Annotated in this window: 17 protein-coding genes, 1 tRNA gene and 1 pseudogene; 12 read left to right on the top strand and 7 right to left on the bottom strand. The window is 57.1% G+C overall.

What is annotated here, in order from left to right:
* Positions 1-25: 25 nt before the first annotated feature.
* From secB to U9J41_RS10550, 3 genes are all read left to right on the top strand, one after another.
* Positions 26-499 (top strand): protein-export chaperone SecB, encoded by a 474-nt coding sequence (secB, locus tag U9J41_RS10560; RefSeq protein ID WP_056442439.1) that lies wholly within the window; start codon positions 26-28, stop codon positions 497-499.
* 131 nt (positions 500-630) lie between these two features.
* Positions 631-1,086 carry an SH3 domain-containing protein gene (locus U9J41_RS10555; protein WP_322402144.1) on the top strand — a complete coding sequence of 152 codons (456 nt, stop codon included), beginning with the start codon at positions 631-633 and terminating at the stop codon, positions 1,084-1,086.
* Positions 1,087-1,097: 11 nt separating this feature from the next.
* On the top strand, positions 1,098-2,135 hold the full coding sequence (locus U9J41_RS10550) for an NAD(P)H-dependent glycerol-3-phosphate dehydrogenase (RefSeq protein WP_322402143.1): 1,038 nt from the start codon (positions 1,098-1,100) through the stop codon (positions 2,133-2,135).
* Between the two features lie 199 nt (positions 2,136-2,334).
* Here U9J41_RS10550 and U9J41_RS10545 read toward each other — a convergent pair whose 3' ends face one another.
* From U9J41_RS10545 to mscL, 4 genes are read right to left on the bottom strand one after another with little or no spacing between them, the layout of a single operon-like run.
* The gene (locus U9J41_RS10545; protein WP_056444892.1) at positions 2,335-2,706 is read right to left on the bottom strand and encodes a cupin domain-containing protein; all 372 of its coding nucleotides are present in this window, start codon (positions 2,704-2,706) and stop codon (positions 2,335-2,337) included.
* A 12-nt stretch (positions 2,707-2,718) separates the two neighbouring features.
* Positions 2,719-3,405 (bottom strand): DUF2461 domain-containing protein, encoded by a 687-nt coding sequence (locus tag U9J41_RS10540; RefSeq protein ID WP_322402142.1) that lies wholly within the window; start codon positions 3,403-3,405, stop codon positions 2,719-2,721.
* Between the two features lie 15 nt (positions 3,406-3,420).
* Positions 3,421-4,572, bottom strand: coding sequence for a Do family serine endopeptidase (locus U9J41_RS10535; protein WP_322402141.1), 1,152 nt, complete (start codon positions 4,570-4,572; stop codon positions 3,421-3,423).
* Positions 4,573-4,587: 15 nt separating this feature from the next.
* Entirely contained in the window at positions 4,588-5,028 is a 441-nt protein-coding gene (mscL, locus tag U9J41_RS10530; RefSeq protein ID WP_322402140.1) for a large conductance mechanosensitive channel protein MscL, read from the bottom strand.
* A gap of 265 nt (positions 5,029-5,293) precedes the next feature.
* Between mscL and petA the strand changes: the two genes are divergently transcribed.
* From petA to U9J41_RS10500, 6 genes are all read left to right on the top strand, one after another.
* Positions 5,294-5,908 (top strand): ubiquinol-cytochrome c reductase iron-sulfur subunit, encoded by a 615-nt coding sequence (gene petA / locus U9J41_RS10525; protein WP_322402139.1) that lies wholly within the window; start codon positions 5,294-5,296, stop codon positions 5,906-5,908.
* Position 5,909: 1 nt separating this feature from the next.
* Positions 5,910-7,325 (top strand): cytochrome b, encoded by a 1,416-nt coding sequence (locus tag U9J41_RS10520; RefSeq protein ID WP_322402138.1) that lies wholly within the window; start codon positions 5,910-5,912, stop codon positions 7,323-7,325.
* A 53-nt stretch (positions 7,326-7,378) separates the two neighbouring features.
* Entirely contained in the window at positions 7,379-8,140 is a 762-nt protein-coding gene (locus tag U9J41_RS10515; protein WP_322402137.1) for a cytochrome c1, read from the top strand.
* A gap of 90 nt (positions 8,141-8,230) precedes the next feature.
* Positions 8,231-8,842: a glutathione S-transferase N-terminal domain-containing protein gene (locus tag U9J41_RS10510; RefSeq protein WP_036231132.1), complete on the top strand. Its 612-nt coding sequence runs from the start codon at positions 8,231-8,233 to the stop codon at positions 8,840-8,842.
* A gap of 90 nt (positions 8,843-8,932) precedes the next feature.
* On the top strand, positions 8,933-9,409 hold the full coding sequence (locus tag U9J41_RS10505; protein WP_322402136.1) for a ClpXP protease specificity-enhancing factor: 477 nt from the start codon (positions 8,933-8,935) through the stop codon (positions 9,407-9,409).
* Between the two features lie 21 nt (positions 9,410-9,430).
* Positions 9,431-9,506 (top strand) — tRNA-Thr (locus tag U9J41_RS10500).
* 172 nt (positions 9,507-9,678) lie between these two features.
* On the opposite strand, the pseudogene U9J41_RS10495 reads toward U9J41_RS10500, so the two are convergent.
* A pseudogene (locus U9J41_RS10495) lies at positions 9,679-9,858 on the bottom strand (transposase); the annotation flags it as partial.
* A 318-nt stretch (positions 9,859-10,176) separates the two neighbouring features.
* Between U9J41_RS10495 and U9J41_RS29335 the strand changes: the two are divergent.
* Genes U9J41_RS29335 through U9J41_RS10485 form a run of 3 tightly spaced genes read left to right on the top strand, consistent with a single transcriptional unit; the run spans position 10,177 to position 13,044 of the window.
* Positions 10,177-11,076, top strand: a complete 900-nt coding sequence (locus U9J41_RS29335) for a sce7726 family protein (protein WP_425260273.1) — start codon at positions 10,177-10,179, stop codon at positions 11,074-11,076.
* Between the two features lie 4 nt (positions 11,077-11,080).
* A complete protein-coding gene (locus U9J41_RS10490) occupies positions 11,081-12,019 on the top strand; it encodes a sce7725 family protein (RefSeq protein ID WP_322402135.1) in 939 nt (312 codons plus the stop codon).
* Positions 12,016-13,044 carry an RES family NAD+ phosphorylase gene (locus tag U9J41_RS10485; protein ID WP_322402134.1) on the top strand — a complete coding sequence of 343 codons (1,029 nt, stop codon included), beginning with the start codon at positions 12,016-12,018 and terminating at the stop codon, positions 13,042-13,044. The genes U9J41_RS10490 and U9J41_RS10485 overlap by 4 nt, the downstream gene beginning before the upstream one ends.
* Before the next feature lie 56 nt (positions 13,045-13,100).
* On the opposite strand, the gene U9J41_RS10480 is transcribed toward U9J41_RS10485, so the two are convergent.
* Together U9J41_RS10480 and U9J41_RS10475 are read right to left on the bottom strand one after the other, a co-directional pair.
* A complete protein-coding gene (locus U9J41_RS10480) occupies positions 13,101-14,156 on the bottom strand; it encodes a hypothetical protein (RefSeq protein WP_322402133.1) in 1,056 nt (351 codons plus the stop codon).
* Positions 14,157-14,346: 190 nt separating this feature from the next.
* Positions 14,347-14,706, bottom strand: coding sequence for a hypothetical protein (locus U9J41_RS10475; RefSeq protein ID WP_322402132.1), 360 nt, complete (start codon positions 14,704-14,706; stop codon positions 14,347-14,349).
* Positions 14,707-15,022 lie beyond the last annotated feature (316 nt).

Below are 15,022 nucleotides of genomic sequence, written 5' to 3'. Positions count from 1 at the left end.
CTTAAAAATTACACGAAAGCGTTCCATGGCTGACGAAAACCTGCAACCCGTATTCCAAATCCAGCGTATCTACCTGAAAGACCTGTCGCTGGAACAACCGAATTCCCCGGCAATCTTCCTGGAGCAGGAAGCCCCGACCATCGAGGTCTCGCTGGACGTCGGCGCCGAAGGCATCGCCGATGGCATCTACGAATCGACCGTCACCATCACCGTGACCGCCAAGGTCAAGGACAAAGTTGCTTTCCTGGCCGAAGGCAAGCAGGCAGGCATCTTCGAAGCCCGCAACATCCCGGCCGACCAGATGGATCCGCTGCTCGGCATCGGTTGCCCGAACATCATCTATCCTTACCTGCGCGCCAACATCGCCGACGTGATCACCCGTGCCGGTTTCCCGCCGGTCCACCTGGCCGAGATCAACTTCGAAGTGTTCTACCAGCAGCGTCGCCAGGCGCTGGCCGAGCAGGCTGCCGCAGCAGGCACGCCGGCTGGCAACCAGTAATATCCCGGGCGTCCCGCGCCGCCCCTTCCGGGCGGGGCCGGACGCCTCGTTTCATTGACGCGCTTTTGCCGACACGCTTCGTGCCGGTCGATCCAGCCCGGCCTCAGCGTGCATCGTCTTCAAAGGCCCACATGCGCCCCATCCGTTTCCGCCATCGACTCATCGCAGGCAGCCTGCTGCTGCTGATATCGTGCGCGGCCGCCGCGTTCGATTTCAAGACAGTCGGCGCGCATTCCGTGATCCTGTACGAGGCGCCGTCCACCCGCAGCGGCAAGTTGTTCATCGCTCCCAGCGGCATGCCGGTCGAGGTCGTCCTCAGCTATGGCGACTGGGTCAAGGTACGTGACGCCACCGGCGACATGGCCTGGACCGAAGCGAGAAACCTGTCGGCCAGGCGCAACGTCATCGTGCGCGTGGCCTCCGCCAAGGTGCGCGCCGCGCCCGAAGACAATGCGCCCGTCGTGATGACGGCCGAAAAGAACGTCCTGCTCGAGCTCGTCGATCCGGAAGCCGGCAACTGGGTGCGCGTGCGCCACCGCGACGGCATCAGCGGCTACGTCAAGGCATCCGACATCTGGGGCATCTAGCCCGTCCTCCCATGCACGAACCGAAATCACCCCAAAAGATCACCGTCCTCGGTGCCGGCGCCTGGGGCACGGCGGTGGCGATCGCGCTCGCCGCGCGCCACGACGTCCTGCTGTGGGGACGCAACCCCGCGCAGATGGCGCAGGCTGCCGGCGCGCGCGAAAACACCCATTACCTGCCCGGCTTTCCGCTGCCGGCCGGCCTGGACGTCACGGCCGACTTCGGCGCGGCCGTCGCGCACGTTGTCGACACCGTGGCCCAGCCCGGCGCCGAGCCGCTGCTGATCGCGGCCTGCCCGGTGGCCGGCCTGCGTCCGCTGCTCCAGCAGCTCAAGGGCCGCGCCATTCCCAACATCGTCTGGCTGTGCAAGGGGTTCGAGTACGAGACCGGCCTGCTGCCGCACCAGGTCGTGCGCGACGTGCTGGGCGCTTCCGTGCCGGGCGCCGCGCTGTCCGGCCCGTCGTTCGCCCAGGAAGTGGCGCGCGGCCTGCCCTGCGCGCTGACGGTCGCTTCGACCGACAAGACGCTGCGCGAGCGCGTCGTCGCGCTCGTACATGGCGGCAATATCCGCGTGTATTCCTGCGATGACATGGTCGGCGTGGAAGTGGGCGGCGCCGTCAAGAACATCCTCGCCATCGCCACCGGCACGGCCGACGGCCTGGGACTCGGATTGAATGCGCGCGCCGCGCTGATCACGCGCGGCCTCGCGGAAATCACCCGCCTCGGCACGGCGCTGGGCGGCCATACCGCGACCTTCATGGGCCTGACGGGGATGGGCGACCTGATCCTGACGTGCACGGGCGACCTGTCGCGCAACCGCCGTGTCGGCCTGGCACTGGCCCAGGGCAAGCCGCTCGACACCATCGTCCGTGAACTCGGCCACGTGGCCGAAGGCGTGCCCTGCGCCAAGGCCGTGCGTGAGCTGGCGGCCAGGGTGGGCGTCGACATGCCGATCACCAATGCGGTGGCCGGGGTGTTGTTCGATGGCGATTCCGCCAGCGACATGGTGGCGAGATTATTGGCGCGGGATCCGCGCGACGAGCTGGCCTGATTACAGGACGCGATTACGCAACGTGATGGCGGGCTCGGGGAGCCCAACCTACAGTACGATGCGCTTGGATGCGTATCCCGGACCACGATACGATACGATGCGGTTGGGTGAGCATCCCGTTCAACGATACGATGCCGTAGGGTGGGCGTTTGAGGCCGGGGGCCTCAAATGAAACGTGCCCACCAATCCGTTGCCGGGATCAGGCGCTCGGCGCGTTCCGCGTCGGCCCACCCGAGTTATCGCCCGGATGCAGCAAAATGGTCAGCAACGCGACCGCGTCCTGGTTGGCATGGATCGCATGCGGCTCGCCGCCGGCCAGGTACACCATCTCGTTCGGCTGCAGGATGGTCGTGCGGCCGTGGGCCTGGAACGCGATCTCGCCCTCCAGGCACAGCAAGGTCATCTCGCCTTCGACCCAATGTTCCGGCAGCGGCTTTTCCTTGGGTATCACGAGCCTGATCAATTCCATGTGATCCGTCTTGATCAATGCGATCGACGTGAAATTCGCGATGTCGTCTTCGCCCCGCTGGAGTGCGATCCGCTCACCCGATACTGCGTGGTGCAACGCCATGTGTGACTCCCTTTACTCTTCGAATGTCTGCGGCACCGCGCGCAACCAGTTGACGAGCGCGGTGGCGTCCTTGAATCCCTGCGCAAGCTGCGGCACGAGCTTGTCCGGGGCGTTGATGTCCAGCTTCTTTTCGTTCCAGACAAAATAACTCTTGAGCTTCAGGTATTCGACCAGCGGATGGTTCGGATCGAATCCCTTCGGCGGGCGCTGCAACTTGTCTTCCGGCTGCAGGTCGCCATATGCCTCGCGCAGATGTTTATTCTTCAACATTTTGGCGAACCCTGTCGCATCGTTGACGACATGCTCGCGGATCGCCTTCAGGCGCGCCGCCGGCGGCAGGTATTCGCCGGCGCCGTACAGCAACGTACCGTCGGCTTCGATGTGGAAGTAATACGTCGGTCCGCCGCCTTCGCTGGGTCGGCGCTTGTTGCCGGGCGCGATGCCGCCCGAGAAATGCGTTTTATAGGGCGTCTTGTCGTGCGAAAAGCGGGTATCGCGCTGGAACCGGAACATCGCCTTCTTCGGATCGCAGGCGATGATCTGCTTGTCGAACCGGCCGATCTCCCTGATGAGTTCCGTCAGCACCTCCAGAAATTCGACCCGCAGGATGTCGTAGCGGGGCTTGTTCATGATGAACCAGGGCCGGGTGTTGTTCTCTTTGAGCTCGGAAAGGAATTGCGTAAGGTCGCGCAGGTGCATGGAAGGTCCGGATAATCAGGGGGTCTGGCGCGGACGGCGGCCGACGGTGACGTCGATGGTCGTCTCGCGGTTCTTGCGCATCACCGTCATCGCCGCCCTGCCACCGGGCGGCAGCGCGGCGATGAGGTTCATCATGTCGTTGGTGCTGCTGACTTTTTTGCCTTGCACGGCCAGCAGGATGTCGCCCGGGCGCATGCCGGCGCGGTCCGCCGGGCCGCCGCGCACGACCCCGGCGATGATGGCGCCGCGGTCGCGCGCGAGGCCGAAGCTGTCGGCGATTTCGGGCGTGATGTCCTGCGATTCGACGCCGATCCAGCCGCGCACAACCTGACCGTGCTTGATGATGGAATCGAGCACGGTCTTCGCAGTCGACACGGGAATCGCGAAGCCGATGCCGACCGAACCGCCCGTCTGCGAATAAATGGCCGAATTGATGCCCAGCAGATTACCGCGCGTATCGACGAGCGCGCCGCCCGAGTTGCCGAAGTTGATGGCGGCGTCCGTCTGGATGAAATTTTCGAAATGGTTGATGTGCAGGTTGTTGCGGCCCAGCGCGGAGATGATGCCGAGCGTGACCGTCTGGCCAACGCCGAACGGATTTCCGATCGCCAGCACGACGTCGCCCACACGCGCCTGCTCCGGGTCGCCCAGCACGATCACGGGCAATTTGTCTGCCTTGATGCGGATCACAGCCAGGTCCGTTTCCGGATCGGTGCCGACGATGCTGGCGGCGGCCTTGCGTCCGTCGGCCAGGCCGACCTCGATCTCGTCGGCGCCTTCGACGACGTGGTAATTGGTCAGGATGTAGCCGTCGCCGCTGACGATCACGCCCGAGCCCAGGCTGGCCATCTGTTCCTGCGGCGGCGTCTTGTCGCCGAAGAAGCGGCGAAAGAACGGGTCCTTCAGCAGCGGATGGGTTTCGCGCAACGCCTTGCTGGTGAGAATGTTGACGACGGCGGGCATGGCGCGGCCGGCGGCATCACGGTAGCTGGCCGGGGCGGGACCGCCGCCCGGCGCCTGCAGCACCGGCACCGCCCGCCCCGGCCCGCCGATGCCCATCTGCGTGGGCGCGCGTCCGATCCACGCCGGCTGCAGCGCCGCGATCACGACATAGATGCCGAGGGCGATCGTGACGGTTTGTGCGAACAGCAGCCAGTAGCGGCGCATCGGGCGGCTCCGCGGCTATCGCTTCAGCGTCAGCGCGTCGCGGATTTCACGCAGCAGAACGACTTCCTCGGACGTTGCCACCGCAGCGGCCGCCTGCTGCTCTTCCTCGGCCTTGGCAAACGGCGCGCGCATGCGATTCATCAGCCTGACCATTTGAAAAATGACGAACGCCAGGATCAGGAAGTTCAGCAGGATCGTGAAGAAATTCCCGTAAGCCAGCACGGCGCCGGCCTTCTTGGCTTCCGCCAGCGGCAGGCCGTATGGCTGGCCGTTGAGCGGGAGGTAGTAACTGGCGAAATCGAGGCCGCCGAACAGCTTGCCGATCGGCGGCATGATGACGTCCTGCACGAGAGAATCCACGATCCGCCCGAACGCGCCGCCGATGATCACGCCGACCGCCAGGTCGACGACATTGCCCTTCAGCGCGAATTTTTTGAACTCTTCCATCATAGCCATCCCAGGACCTCCTTTGTGTTTTTAAAAACCTTGCCAGGTTCACAGCGATGATACAGGAAACGTGCAGTGCAGCCGGTGGCCGAGATGAGTGTGTGGTCGAGGACGCGAACACAAAAATGCGCATTTGGAAAGGGGCGCGACAACGCAAACGTTTTTTCTTTAATTTGCAAAACTGTTCACATATAATCGACCGTTGCATAAAAGGTTAATACCGTATTGCAACGTATTGCATTGCAACATTTCGCATTTGACGAATGGAGTTGGTATGAGTAATGAGAAGCAGGTCGATTCAGGCCGGCGAGGCTTGCTCGTGGCTACATGCGCGGCGGGTGGCGTTGTCGGTGTTTCAACGGCCGGGGTGCTGGTCAGTACGTTGCAGCCCTCCGAACGAGCGAAGGCGGCCGGTGCACCGGTCGAGGCGGATATTTCCGACATCAAACCGGGCGACTTGAAAGTCGTGGAGTGGCGCGGCAAGCCCGTGTGGCTCCTCCGCCGCACTCCCGAAATGCTGGCCAGCCTGCCGAAGAACGACAGCCTGGTCGCCGATCCGAATTCCGATAAATCGTATCAAATGCCGGTGCCGGTCTATGCGAAGAACGAGTTCCGCGCATACGAGAAACACAAGGAACTCCTTGTCGTCGTCGGCATCTGCTCCCACCTGGGCTGTTCTCCATCCGCCCGCTTCACCGAAGGACCCCAGCCGAACCTGCCGGACGACTGGCACGGCGGCTTCCTTTGTCCCTGCCATGGATCGACGTTCGACCTGTCGGGCCGCGTCTTCAAGAACAAGCCGGCTCCGGCCAACCTTGACGTGCCTCCGTACATGTACCTGTCCGACAACAGGATCCTGATCGGCAAAGACGAGAAAGGCGAGGCATAAGATGGGCGCAGCGTTCAAGGAAACCAAACTCCCGGCCGACGCGCCGAAAAGCCACCGGGCCCTGGCCTGGGTCGACGACCGCTTCCCGCTGTCGAAGCTGTGGAACGACCAGTGGGGCCGCTACTACGCCCCGAAGAACTTCAATATCTGGTATCTGTTCGGCTCGCTGGCCATGCTGATCCTGGTGATGCAGATCGTCACCGGCATCTTCCTGACCATGCACTACAAGCCGGACGCCGGCCTCGCATTCGGCTCCGTCGAATACATCATGCGCGAAGTCCCGTGGGGCTGGCTCGTGCGCTACCTGCACTCGACGGGCGCCTCGGCGTTCTTCATCGTCGTGTACCTGCACATGACCCGTGGCCTGCTGTACGGCTCGTACCGCAAGCCGCGCGAGCTGATCTGGCTGTTCGGCTTCGCGATCTTCCTGTGCCTGATGGCCGAGGCGTTCTTCGGCTACCTGCTGCCGTGGGGCCAGATGTCGTACTGGGGCGCCCAGGTGATCGTCAACCTGTTCAGCGCCATCCCGCTCATCGGCCAGGACCTGTCGCTGTGGATCCGCGGCGACTATGTCGTGTCGGACGCTACGCTGAACCGCTTCTTCGCCTTCCACGTGATCGCGATCCCACTGGTGCTGCTGGGCCTCGTCGCGGCGCACCTGATCGCCCTGCACGAAGTAGGTTCGAACAACCCGGACGGCATCGAGGTCAAGGAAAACCTCGGCCCGGACGGCCACGGCGTCGACGCCATCCCTTCGCACCCGTACTACACGACCAAGGACTTGTTCGGCGTATCGATGTTCCTGCTGATCTTCAGCAGCGTCGTGTTCTTTGCGCCGGAAATGGGCGGCTACTTCCTGGAATACAACAACTTCCTGCCGGCCGACTCGCTCAAGACCCCGCCGCACATCGCCCCGACCTGGTACTTCACGCCGTTCTACTCGGTGCTGCGCGCCACGACGTCGGACTTCATGTGGGTCGTGATGGCCGGCCTGGCCGCCTACGTCGTGTTCATCTGGCTCCGTTCGCGCCTGTCGTACAAGACGAAGATCGCGGTGACCGCGGTCGCCATCCTGGCCGAGATCGGCATGCTGCCGCAGGTGCTGGACGCGAAATTCTGGGGCGTCGTGCTGTTCGGCTCGGCCGTCGTGATCCTGGCGCTGCTGCCGTGGCTGGATCATTCGCCGGTGAAATCGATCCGCTACCGTCCAAGCTGGCACAAATACGTGTATGCCGTGTTCTTCCTGGCGTTCCTGGTACTCGGCTACCTGGGCACCCAGCTGCCGACCCCGGCCTACACGCTGGTCGCCCAGGCCTGCACCCTGCTGTACTTTAGCTTCTTCCTGCTGATGCCGTGGTGGAGCTCGATGGGACGGTTCAAGCCGGTGCCCAATCGCGTCACGTTCACCCCGCATTGATCTTCGGAACACTGCCCCCCGGCAGTGTTCCGCCCAAGCCAAAGGACACCAAGATGCTATTTTCAAAAAAACTGCTCGCGGTCCTGGCGCTGCTGCCGGGATTCGTGTTCGCGAACGAAGGGACGTTCCCGCTCGACCGGGCGCCCGAACGCACCGATATGGCCTCGCTGCAAAACGGCGCCAAGCTGTTCGTCAACTACTGCCTGAACTGTCATTCCGCATCGTCGATGCGCTACAATCGCCTGCGTGACCTGGGCTTGACCGAAGACCAGATCAAGAACAACCTGCTGTTCTCGGGTGAGAAGGTGGGCGACATGATGACGATCGCGATGCGTCCCGCGGATGCGAAAGCCTGGTTCGGCGCCGTGCCGCCGGACCTGTCGGTGATCACGCGCGCGCGCGCCTCGGGCGCCGGCTCCGGCCCCGACTACATCTACACCTACCTGCGCACTTTCTACAAGGACGACACCCGTCCGACCGGCTGGAACAACATGGTCGTGCCGAACGTCGCCATGCCGCACGTGTTGTGGCAGTTGCAGGGCGTGCGTACGGCCAAGATGGTCGAGGAAGAGGATCCCCACGAGCACGGAAAAACCGTGCACCGCTTCGCCGGCTTCGAGCAAGTGACGCCGGGCACGCTGAGCCAGCAGGAGTTCGATTCCCAGGTGGCCGACCTGGTCGCGTACATGGACTGGATGGCCGAACCGGCGCGCGACTTTCGCAAACGTCTGGGTGCGATCGTCGTGATTTTCCTCGCTTTCTTCGCCTTCCTCGCCTGGTCTTTGAATGCTTCTTATTGGAAAGACGTAAAGTGAGTTGATTGCCCGGTTATAATGCGGGCAATGTCTATTCGGGGTGAGCCGCCTGGCGCTTCACCCCTTTGTTTCTTGAAGGAACTATAAACCATGATGGTTCTCTACTCCGGCACCACGTGCCCGTTCTCCCAGCGCTGCCGTCTGGTCCTGTTCGAAAAGGGCATGGACTTCGAAGTGCGCGACGTGGACCTGTTTAACAAGCCCGAGGACATCTCGACGATGAATCCGTACGGCCAGGTGCCGATCCTGGTCGAGCGCGAACTGATTCTGTACGAATCGAACATCATCAACGAATACATCGACGAGCGTTTCCCGCATCCGCAGCTGATGCCGGCGGACCCGCTCATGCGCGCCCGTGCCCGCCTGATGCTGTTCAATTTCGAGAAGGAACTGTTCGTCCACGTCAACACGCTCGAAAACGAGCGCAACAAGGTGGGCGACAAGAGCCACGACAAGGCCCGCGCCGAAATCCGCGACCGCCTGACGACGCTGGCCCCGCTGTTCCTGAAGAACAAGTACATGCTGGGCGACGAGTTCTCGATGCTCGACGTGGCCATCGCCCCGCTGCTGTGGCGTCTGGATCACTACGGCATCGAACTGTCGAAGACGGCGGCGCCGCTGATGAAGTATGCCGAGCGCATCTTCTCGCGTCCGGCCTACATCGAAGCCCTGACCCCGTCCGAAAAGGTGATGCGCCGCTAAAGCGCCACCTCCGTTGCACGCCAGTTTACGACGCCACAGGCGAATCGAAGTACACTGGCGTGTAACATCTCGCATCATTTCGATCACACCATGCCAGACATCTCCACCAAGCCGTACCTGTTGCGCGCCATTTACGAATGGTGCACGGACAGCGGCTATACGCCTTACCTGGCCGTCAAGGTCGACGCCGCCACCACGGTTCCGATGGAATACGTGAAAAAGGGCGAAATCATCCTCAACATCAGCTACGGCGCAACCTCCGGGCTGAAAATGGACAACGACGCGATCACGTTCCGGGCGCGTTTCAACGGCGTCTCGCGCGAGCTGTACATCCCGGTGCACAATGTGCTGGCGATCTACGCCAACGAAAACGGCCAGGGCATGGCCTTCGACGTCACGACGATGGCCGCCGATCTGCCCCCGCCGTCACCGGAGCCGGCCGCAAGCCCGGCCCCCGGCTTGGCCGCGGTCCCGGCCAAGACCGCATCCGAAGTGTCGCATGTACCCGACGACGACAACGAACCACCCAAAAAAGGTGGCCGCCCGACGTTGACCCGGATCAAATAAGGGTATAATTCTGGCCACATTGCCGGCTTAGCTCATCAGGTAGAGCAGTTGATTTGTAATCATCAGGTGGCGGGTTCGAGTCCTGCAGCCGGCACCAAAATTTAGCTTTGAAAACAGTGCCTTAGGTTTAATCGACCTAAGGCATTTGTCTTTGTGGAACGCAAAAAGTACACTTTCAGTACACTCAGCAGTCACAGAGGCTCATGGCAACCATCGTTCTTACCCCTTCCGGCCAAAGCACTCGTCCGTATACGAGGCTGGCCCACTACCTCCAACTCCTTCATACGGGCCATCAGGGACGCGTCCATGCCGCCGAACTTGGTGCGCCACTTGTAGAACGTGGCGTTGCTGATGCCGTGTTCGCGGCACAGCTCCGGGACCGGGCTGCCGGCTTCGGCTTGCTTGAGAATGGCGATGATCTGGCTGTCGGTAAAGCGGGATGTCTTCATGTAGAGTTTTCTTCAGTCTTAAGTAGAAAATTCTACTTCTAAACGCGCTCTTTTTGCGGGGGGATTACCGACGTGTGGCGTTGTCTCGATCTAGCGAATCTTCGGTGAAGCCAAGCAATTTTTCCGCGTCTGGACAGCGCGGGACGCGAACGACACTTCGACCGTTTTGCTTCAGAAAACACAAGGAAGAACGATTGCGTTAGACTGTAGAGAGTCAACACCATGCTATAATGAAAGGTTAACTGCCTTCTCAGCTTCAAGAGTGCCGAGAAGACAACCACAGCATCCCTCGGCACGACCAATCTCGATTTTTTCAAAATGGCAACTATGAGAACGACTGAAAGCCCGCAACTTGCGGCTGCCGCAAGGATGTTCTCGTCCGTAGTTGTCCAAGAGTTAGCTAAGCTAGGAAAGTCGCGGACCTTCGCGAGGCTACTCGCCGAATCATTGTTATACAAAGCCTTTGATGAGACCGACCCAATAAGCGAACTATTTGAGTCCGCTTTTTCTATGTTGGCGAGGAAGGATTTTCGTTACGAGTATGCTTATCGAGCAGCGGTCACGCATAAAATCTTGCTAGGGAAGCATTCTCTCAACACTGCATCGATGTTGTCGGAATTTCGAATTGGCACATCCAAGGCTGACCTAGTCATACTGAATGGCCGATCTACCGTGTACGAAATCAAATCCGAGCGTGATAACCTCGATAGGCTTGCCACACAACTCGAGTCATACTTCAAGGTGTTTTCCCGCGTAAATATAATTACGAGTGAAAATCATGTAGATGCAGTTCTTAGTAAAGTTCCGACTTATGTCGGTGTAATGTTGCTTAATAATAGACTTCAGATATCAACTATTCGCGAAGCGCAAGACTACCTGAATGACTTATGTCCCTTGACCGTTCTTGACTCGCTTCACCGTGCAGAGGCCTTCGAGGTCTTGCGCGCGTTTGGAATCCCGATACCCGAGGTACCGAATACTCGCCTCCACGCTGAGCTGCAGAAAATATTTGCAAAATTATCACCACTCGAACTACATGAGTGTATGATATGTGTTCTAAAAGAAACTCGCAGTTTGCTTCCAGTGTCGGAGTTGGCAGGGGCGTTGCCCAAGTCTTTGAAGCCATTAGTGTTCTCAACTTCTGTTCACCAAAGAGATCACGGTAGACTTATTGCATCGCTTGCAACCCCGGTATCGGAAGCCCTTACTTGGGCCTAATTGAATGTATTACCCATACTTCCGTGGTAAACAATTTGATCTGCTAACTATCCGCGAGTGCGCTGGCCTGATGGCCAATGCTGGCTTTACACCGATTGTCGAACCCGTTAAAGAAGGGTTAAATGGCCTTAAGCGGGCAATTGAGGCAGTAAACTTGGCCGGCGGGGAGCTTGTTCTCATAATCAATCCCGCCAATGGGGAGCATACCGACGACCCTGCAGCCTTAGCAGCGTTTATGCAAAATGAGCTCAACGGCCATCGAAACATTCACCCCGGCATCCTCTTAAGAGAAGGCATGGAGGTGGCCGACATCATAGCTTTTTGTAACAATTATGCCGACCGCCCTATCACCCTTATTCACAGCGGCTTCACTGAAGCCCGAGCGTTGGCAGATCAGCTAGAACGATTGGAACTGCAGGTCCGTCATGTTTTTGTTGGCGATAATCGTTTATACAGAAGGCATTTCAAAGGCGAACAACGCGTTCTCATTCGAGACGGATTCGAAAAGCGAGCCAACCGGAAACACCCAGAATATGAACGCTTTTCCGATCTGCACGTGACTTTCGAAGAAGAAGGCATGACGGGATTTGGCGACTTCTTAATTGTGGGCGACGATTATAGCGAAACAGGGGGCCCAGCTTACTCCGTCGCGATACACTTGACGTGCATCGATCCGTCAAAAGACGACGAGATGTTTATTCATCACTTTAAGTCGATTCGCTACGATACTCCAGCTGACCCAGCGGGTAAGTTCGCTGAAGCACTTGAGAAGCTTTCTGTCGAAGTTAATTCACAGCACACAAATATCCGTCGTACACGAGCTGTGGAAGAGTTCTTAGACTTACGTGCTAATGGACACTTTCCTGGTTTAGGATACGCCAAGAAGCTTTCAATGAACCATCACATTGAAACTCTCGCAGCATTTTTCCAAGAAAAAGCATGACCGCATCGCGTTATTGCTGCCCCGAATGCTTCGATGACCGGCACCTACGACGAGAGTTAATACCTACGTTATCTCATGCCACCGGAGCCTGCTCTTATTGCGGTGCTTCCGCTCAACCGTTAGTTGATCCCATTGAGTTGCGCGAACAGTTTGAGCTAATTGTCGGAGCGTACAAACGAGATCCTGCCGGAAAGACACTTATAGAATTTTTAAAGGCGGATTGGATGCTCTTCGAGCGCCTAGATTCAGCTCATGCAAAGGAACTCCTGAGCGACATCTTAGATGATGGCGAAATCGTACGCGCTAAATTCAAGGCCGTAGAAGACAGAAAGGCGGAGGGTCTAACAGACTGGCAAAATCTCCGCGTCGAGCTGATGCACTCGAATCGCTTTTTCCCAAACACAAGCGTAGACCTTGAAGTTCTGCGTGAGTTGTTGCCGTATCTTCTTATTGATCAGGCCGATGTCCCTGAGCGATGGTATCGGGCAAGAATTCAGGCCTCTGAAGTAGCATTTGGAACGGCAGAGATGGGGGCACCACCACCGAAACTGGCATCTCATGGGCGCGCAAATCCTGCAGGAATACCTTATCTTTACATCGCCTCTAGTCCGAACACTGCAATTTCTGAAGTCAGACCTCACGGAGGAGATTTTATTTCGGTTGCAGAAGTTACCTTGGCTCCCGGGCTTAAAATCGCAGACCTTCGACATCCAAGAAAAACCGTTTCCCCATTTATTTTACCGGATAGTCAAGCTGTTGCGAAAATGTGTGAAGACGTTCAATTCTTGGAACGACTGGGCGAAGAACTGACACGTCCAATTCTTCCGAAATCGGCAGCCTACGACTATATCCCAAGCCAATATCTTTGTGAATTTGCGAAGAAATGCGGCTTTGACGGAGTTATGTATCGAAGCTCGGTTGATGGAGGCGTAAACCTAGCTTTATTTGATCCATCAAAAGGAAAAATAGAGAATGTTTCCGTTCATTCTGTTTCCCGAGTCACGGTCCAGTTCCAAGCTGCTTAGCGCGGCAAAACACCGCGCTAAGTTTTGCAGCTAAAGTTCCATCAGCCGGCCCATATTCAATATATGGTATTAGCCGTCATATTGCCCCAGAGTATTTTCCGGTCGAGCTTTTTTCCTTTGTAAATCACCTCGCCGAACGTTTCATCGACGACACGACGAACCCCTTCCCCTTCATAGATGTGAACATGAATACCGAGGGCTTGTGGCCTATCGGCAGTCCACAATACAGCCGGCGTTGACGACCAAATATCGAAATGATGATTAGGATAATCGTCAAGATTTAGCTGAGTATCAGGCTTAATGTAAGTGTTGCTGTTATTAAACTGATCGTGCAGTGGCTTTAGAGGAGTTGATACGATTTTCTCTTCACTCCAAACACTATCGTTTCCGCAATTTCCGCAAAAATGCTTTGCATGAGGTATCCTGGCGAAGCTACCAAGATCAAGATGCGGATATTTGCACTTTTTACAGGTTACACAATGCATTAGGTTTTCCTGCTCCAAGGATCGAACAAACTCGAACGCAGCAGGGGGAGTAACCTGAATTTGAGTAATCTCCGTACTGTCGAATAACCCCGCCGCTTGGTTATAAGAGCATACGATGGCATCAAAGTCGCGGTCGAGAGTTTTTCTTTCACTTCCCGAAAACCTTTTATGAACATGTATTTTCGGAGCTCTTTTTAAAATTGGGCGACTGGATAAGGCCGGTGGCAACGAACACCAAATCCCAATTTCTTCGTAATCATTGAAGCTCACTTCAAGAGGATTCACCACGTAGCTCATCTGCATTGCGTGGTTACTACACCTCACCTCGCCAGATTCCGGCAGCGCCGCTATATCAGCGTTGGTTCCCCAATGCATCTGGTGCGTTTTACAATACCAACGGGCAGCGCCATTCCTGAATTTTCCGCAAGGAACGATATGGCAGGGCAGGATGGCGTCAGTACCGGAATTTCCTTCAAAATGACCGAATACTTCCTCGGAACTAACTGCAATGTTCCCGATTGTTCTTCCTGGAGCCCAACACACAGCTGAGGCAGCGGAATACTCGTCATGCTCAAACTGAACATTTTCTTCATCGCCGAATTTACGGATGAATTCTTTCCGGGCCATGCCAGTGCCGAGATTGGACCATTCGCATTCCCATACCTCTACACGGCCAGTTTCCCTATTAAGTCTACGAGAATAAAACATTTTCTAACATCCAAAAATAGTGATGAAACGGCTCAAACGTTTTCCCATCAATTTGTTCGTGGGCTCCCGTCAATGGCTGACTTTAAATACCGAAATTGCTTTTAAACCATCAGGTATTTTCTGCGCGAAACGTTTCCATTGCGGCAGCCAAAAATTTCGCCTGATCAGGCCGCAAGACACAACGGTTTAGATCGACTACAACATTGAAGGAATTGAAATTCCCGTCGTACTGGGCCGCTACATTATGATTTGCAAAAAATTGTGTGTACTCGCCGATAACAGAATCATGCAACCGTTGACGGCCGGTTCCTGCTTTCACCTCGCCCGCTGTAATGCGATAGGAATAAACCATGTCTCCTGAATGAGCGACACGGTGGATAGATGACTCGATAAACGCCGAGAAGGCGTTCTCTAAATAGTTAAGATCTTGGATCTGCACTTTGATGGCTCTCTGATTGGTCTCGCCCATGTAAGGACAACGCAAGACCATTATATCTTGTTCGCAAGAACGTTGCAACGAACTCACAAGGATCGCACAAGAATTCCGCAAGCTAGCTGCAGGAGAGATGCAATAGGAACAAGGTCTGAAAGGGTGGACAGCTGCTAGAGTAGTGCGATGATCGGTTAGCGGTACATAAACGGCACATCGATCAGTTCTTGCCGATTTCGCAAAATTACGGTAAATTACTGATTCTAAAATACTTTTAAGTTCGCTAAATTACGGTACAATTCCATTAATAATCAAAGACATACTGTTTTCTTTGCTAATTTGTAATTATCAGGTG

Origin of the sequence: Massilia luteola (assembly GCF_034420155.1) — a bacterium.
Lineage (GTDB): Bacteria > Pseudomonadota > Gammaproteobacteria > Burkholderiales > Burkholderiaceae_D > Telluria > Telluria luteola.
Note: the sequence above shows the minus strand (reverse complement) of the source record. Positions and strands in the feature narration are given on the sequence as shown.

Bases quoted from the DNA above. Each gene is read 5' to 3' on its own strand.
- U9J41_RS29335 (WP_425260273.1), top strand. From the start codon at position 10,177: ATGGCAACTATGAGAACGACTGAAAGCCCGCAACTTGCGGCTGCCGCA.
- U9J41_RS10510 (WP_036231132.1), top strand. From the start codon at position 8,231: ATGATGGTTCTCTACTCCGGCACCACGTGCCCGTTCTCCCAGCGCTGC.
- U9J41_RS10555 (WP_322402144.1), top strand. From the start codon at position 631: ATGCGCCCCATCCGTTTCCGCCATCGACTCATCGCAGGCAGCCTGCTG.
- U9J41_RS10520 (WP_322402138.1), top strand. From the start codon at position 5,910: ATGGGCGCAGCGTTCAAGGAAACCAAACTCCCGGCCGACGCGCCGAAA.
- U9J41_RS10475 (WP_322402132.1), bottom strand. From the start codon at position 14,706: ATGGGCGAGACCAATCAGAGAGCCATCAAAGTGCAGATCCAAGATCTT.
- secB (WP_056442439.1), top strand. From the start codon at position 26: ATGGCTGACGAAAACCTGCAACCCGTATTCCAAATCCAGCGTATCTAC.
- U9J41_RS10480 (WP_322402133.1), bottom strand. From the start codon at position 14,156: ATGGCCCGGAAAGAATTCATCCGTAAATTCGGCGATGAAGAAAATGTT.
- U9J41_RS10485 (WP_322402134.1), top strand. From the start codon at position 12,016: ATGACCGCATCGCGTTATTGCTGCCCCGAATGCTTCGATGACCGGCAC.
- U9J41_RS10550 (WP_322402143.1), top strand. From the start codon at position 1,098: ATGCACGAACCGAAATCACCCCAAAAGATCACCGTCCTCGGTGCCGGC.
- mscL (WP_322402140.1), bottom strand. From the start codon at position 5,028: ATGGCTATGATGGAAGAGTTCAAAAAATTCGCGCTGAAGGGCAATGTC.
- U9J41_RS10535 (WP_322402141.1), bottom strand. From the start codon at position 4,572: ATGCGCCGCTACTGGCTGCTGTTCGCACAAACCGTCACGATCGCCCTC.
- U9J41_RS10490 (WP_322402135.1), top strand. From the start codon at position 11,081: ATGTATTACCCATACTTCCGTGGTAAACAATTTGATCTGCTAACTATC.
- U9J41_RS10540 (WP_322402142.1), bottom strand. From the start codon at position 3,405: ATGCACCTGCGCGACCTTACGCAATTCCTTTCCGAGCTCAAAGAGAAC.
- petA (WP_322402139.1), top strand. From the start codon at position 5,294: ATGAGTAATGAGAAGCAGGTCGATTCAGGCCGGCGAGGCTTGCTCGTG.
- U9J41_RS10505 (WP_322402136.1), top strand. From the start codon at position 8,933: ATGCCAGACATCTCCACCAAGCCGTACCTGTTGCGCGCCATTTACGAA.
- U9J41_RS10545 (WP_056444892.1), bottom strand. From the start codon at position 2,706: ATGGCGTTGCACCACGCAGTATCGGGTGAGCGGATCGCACTCCAGCGG.
- U9J41_RS10515 (WP_322402137.1), top strand. From the start codon at position 7,379: ATGCTATTTTCAAAAAAACTGCTCGCGGTCCTGGCGCTGCTGCCGGGA.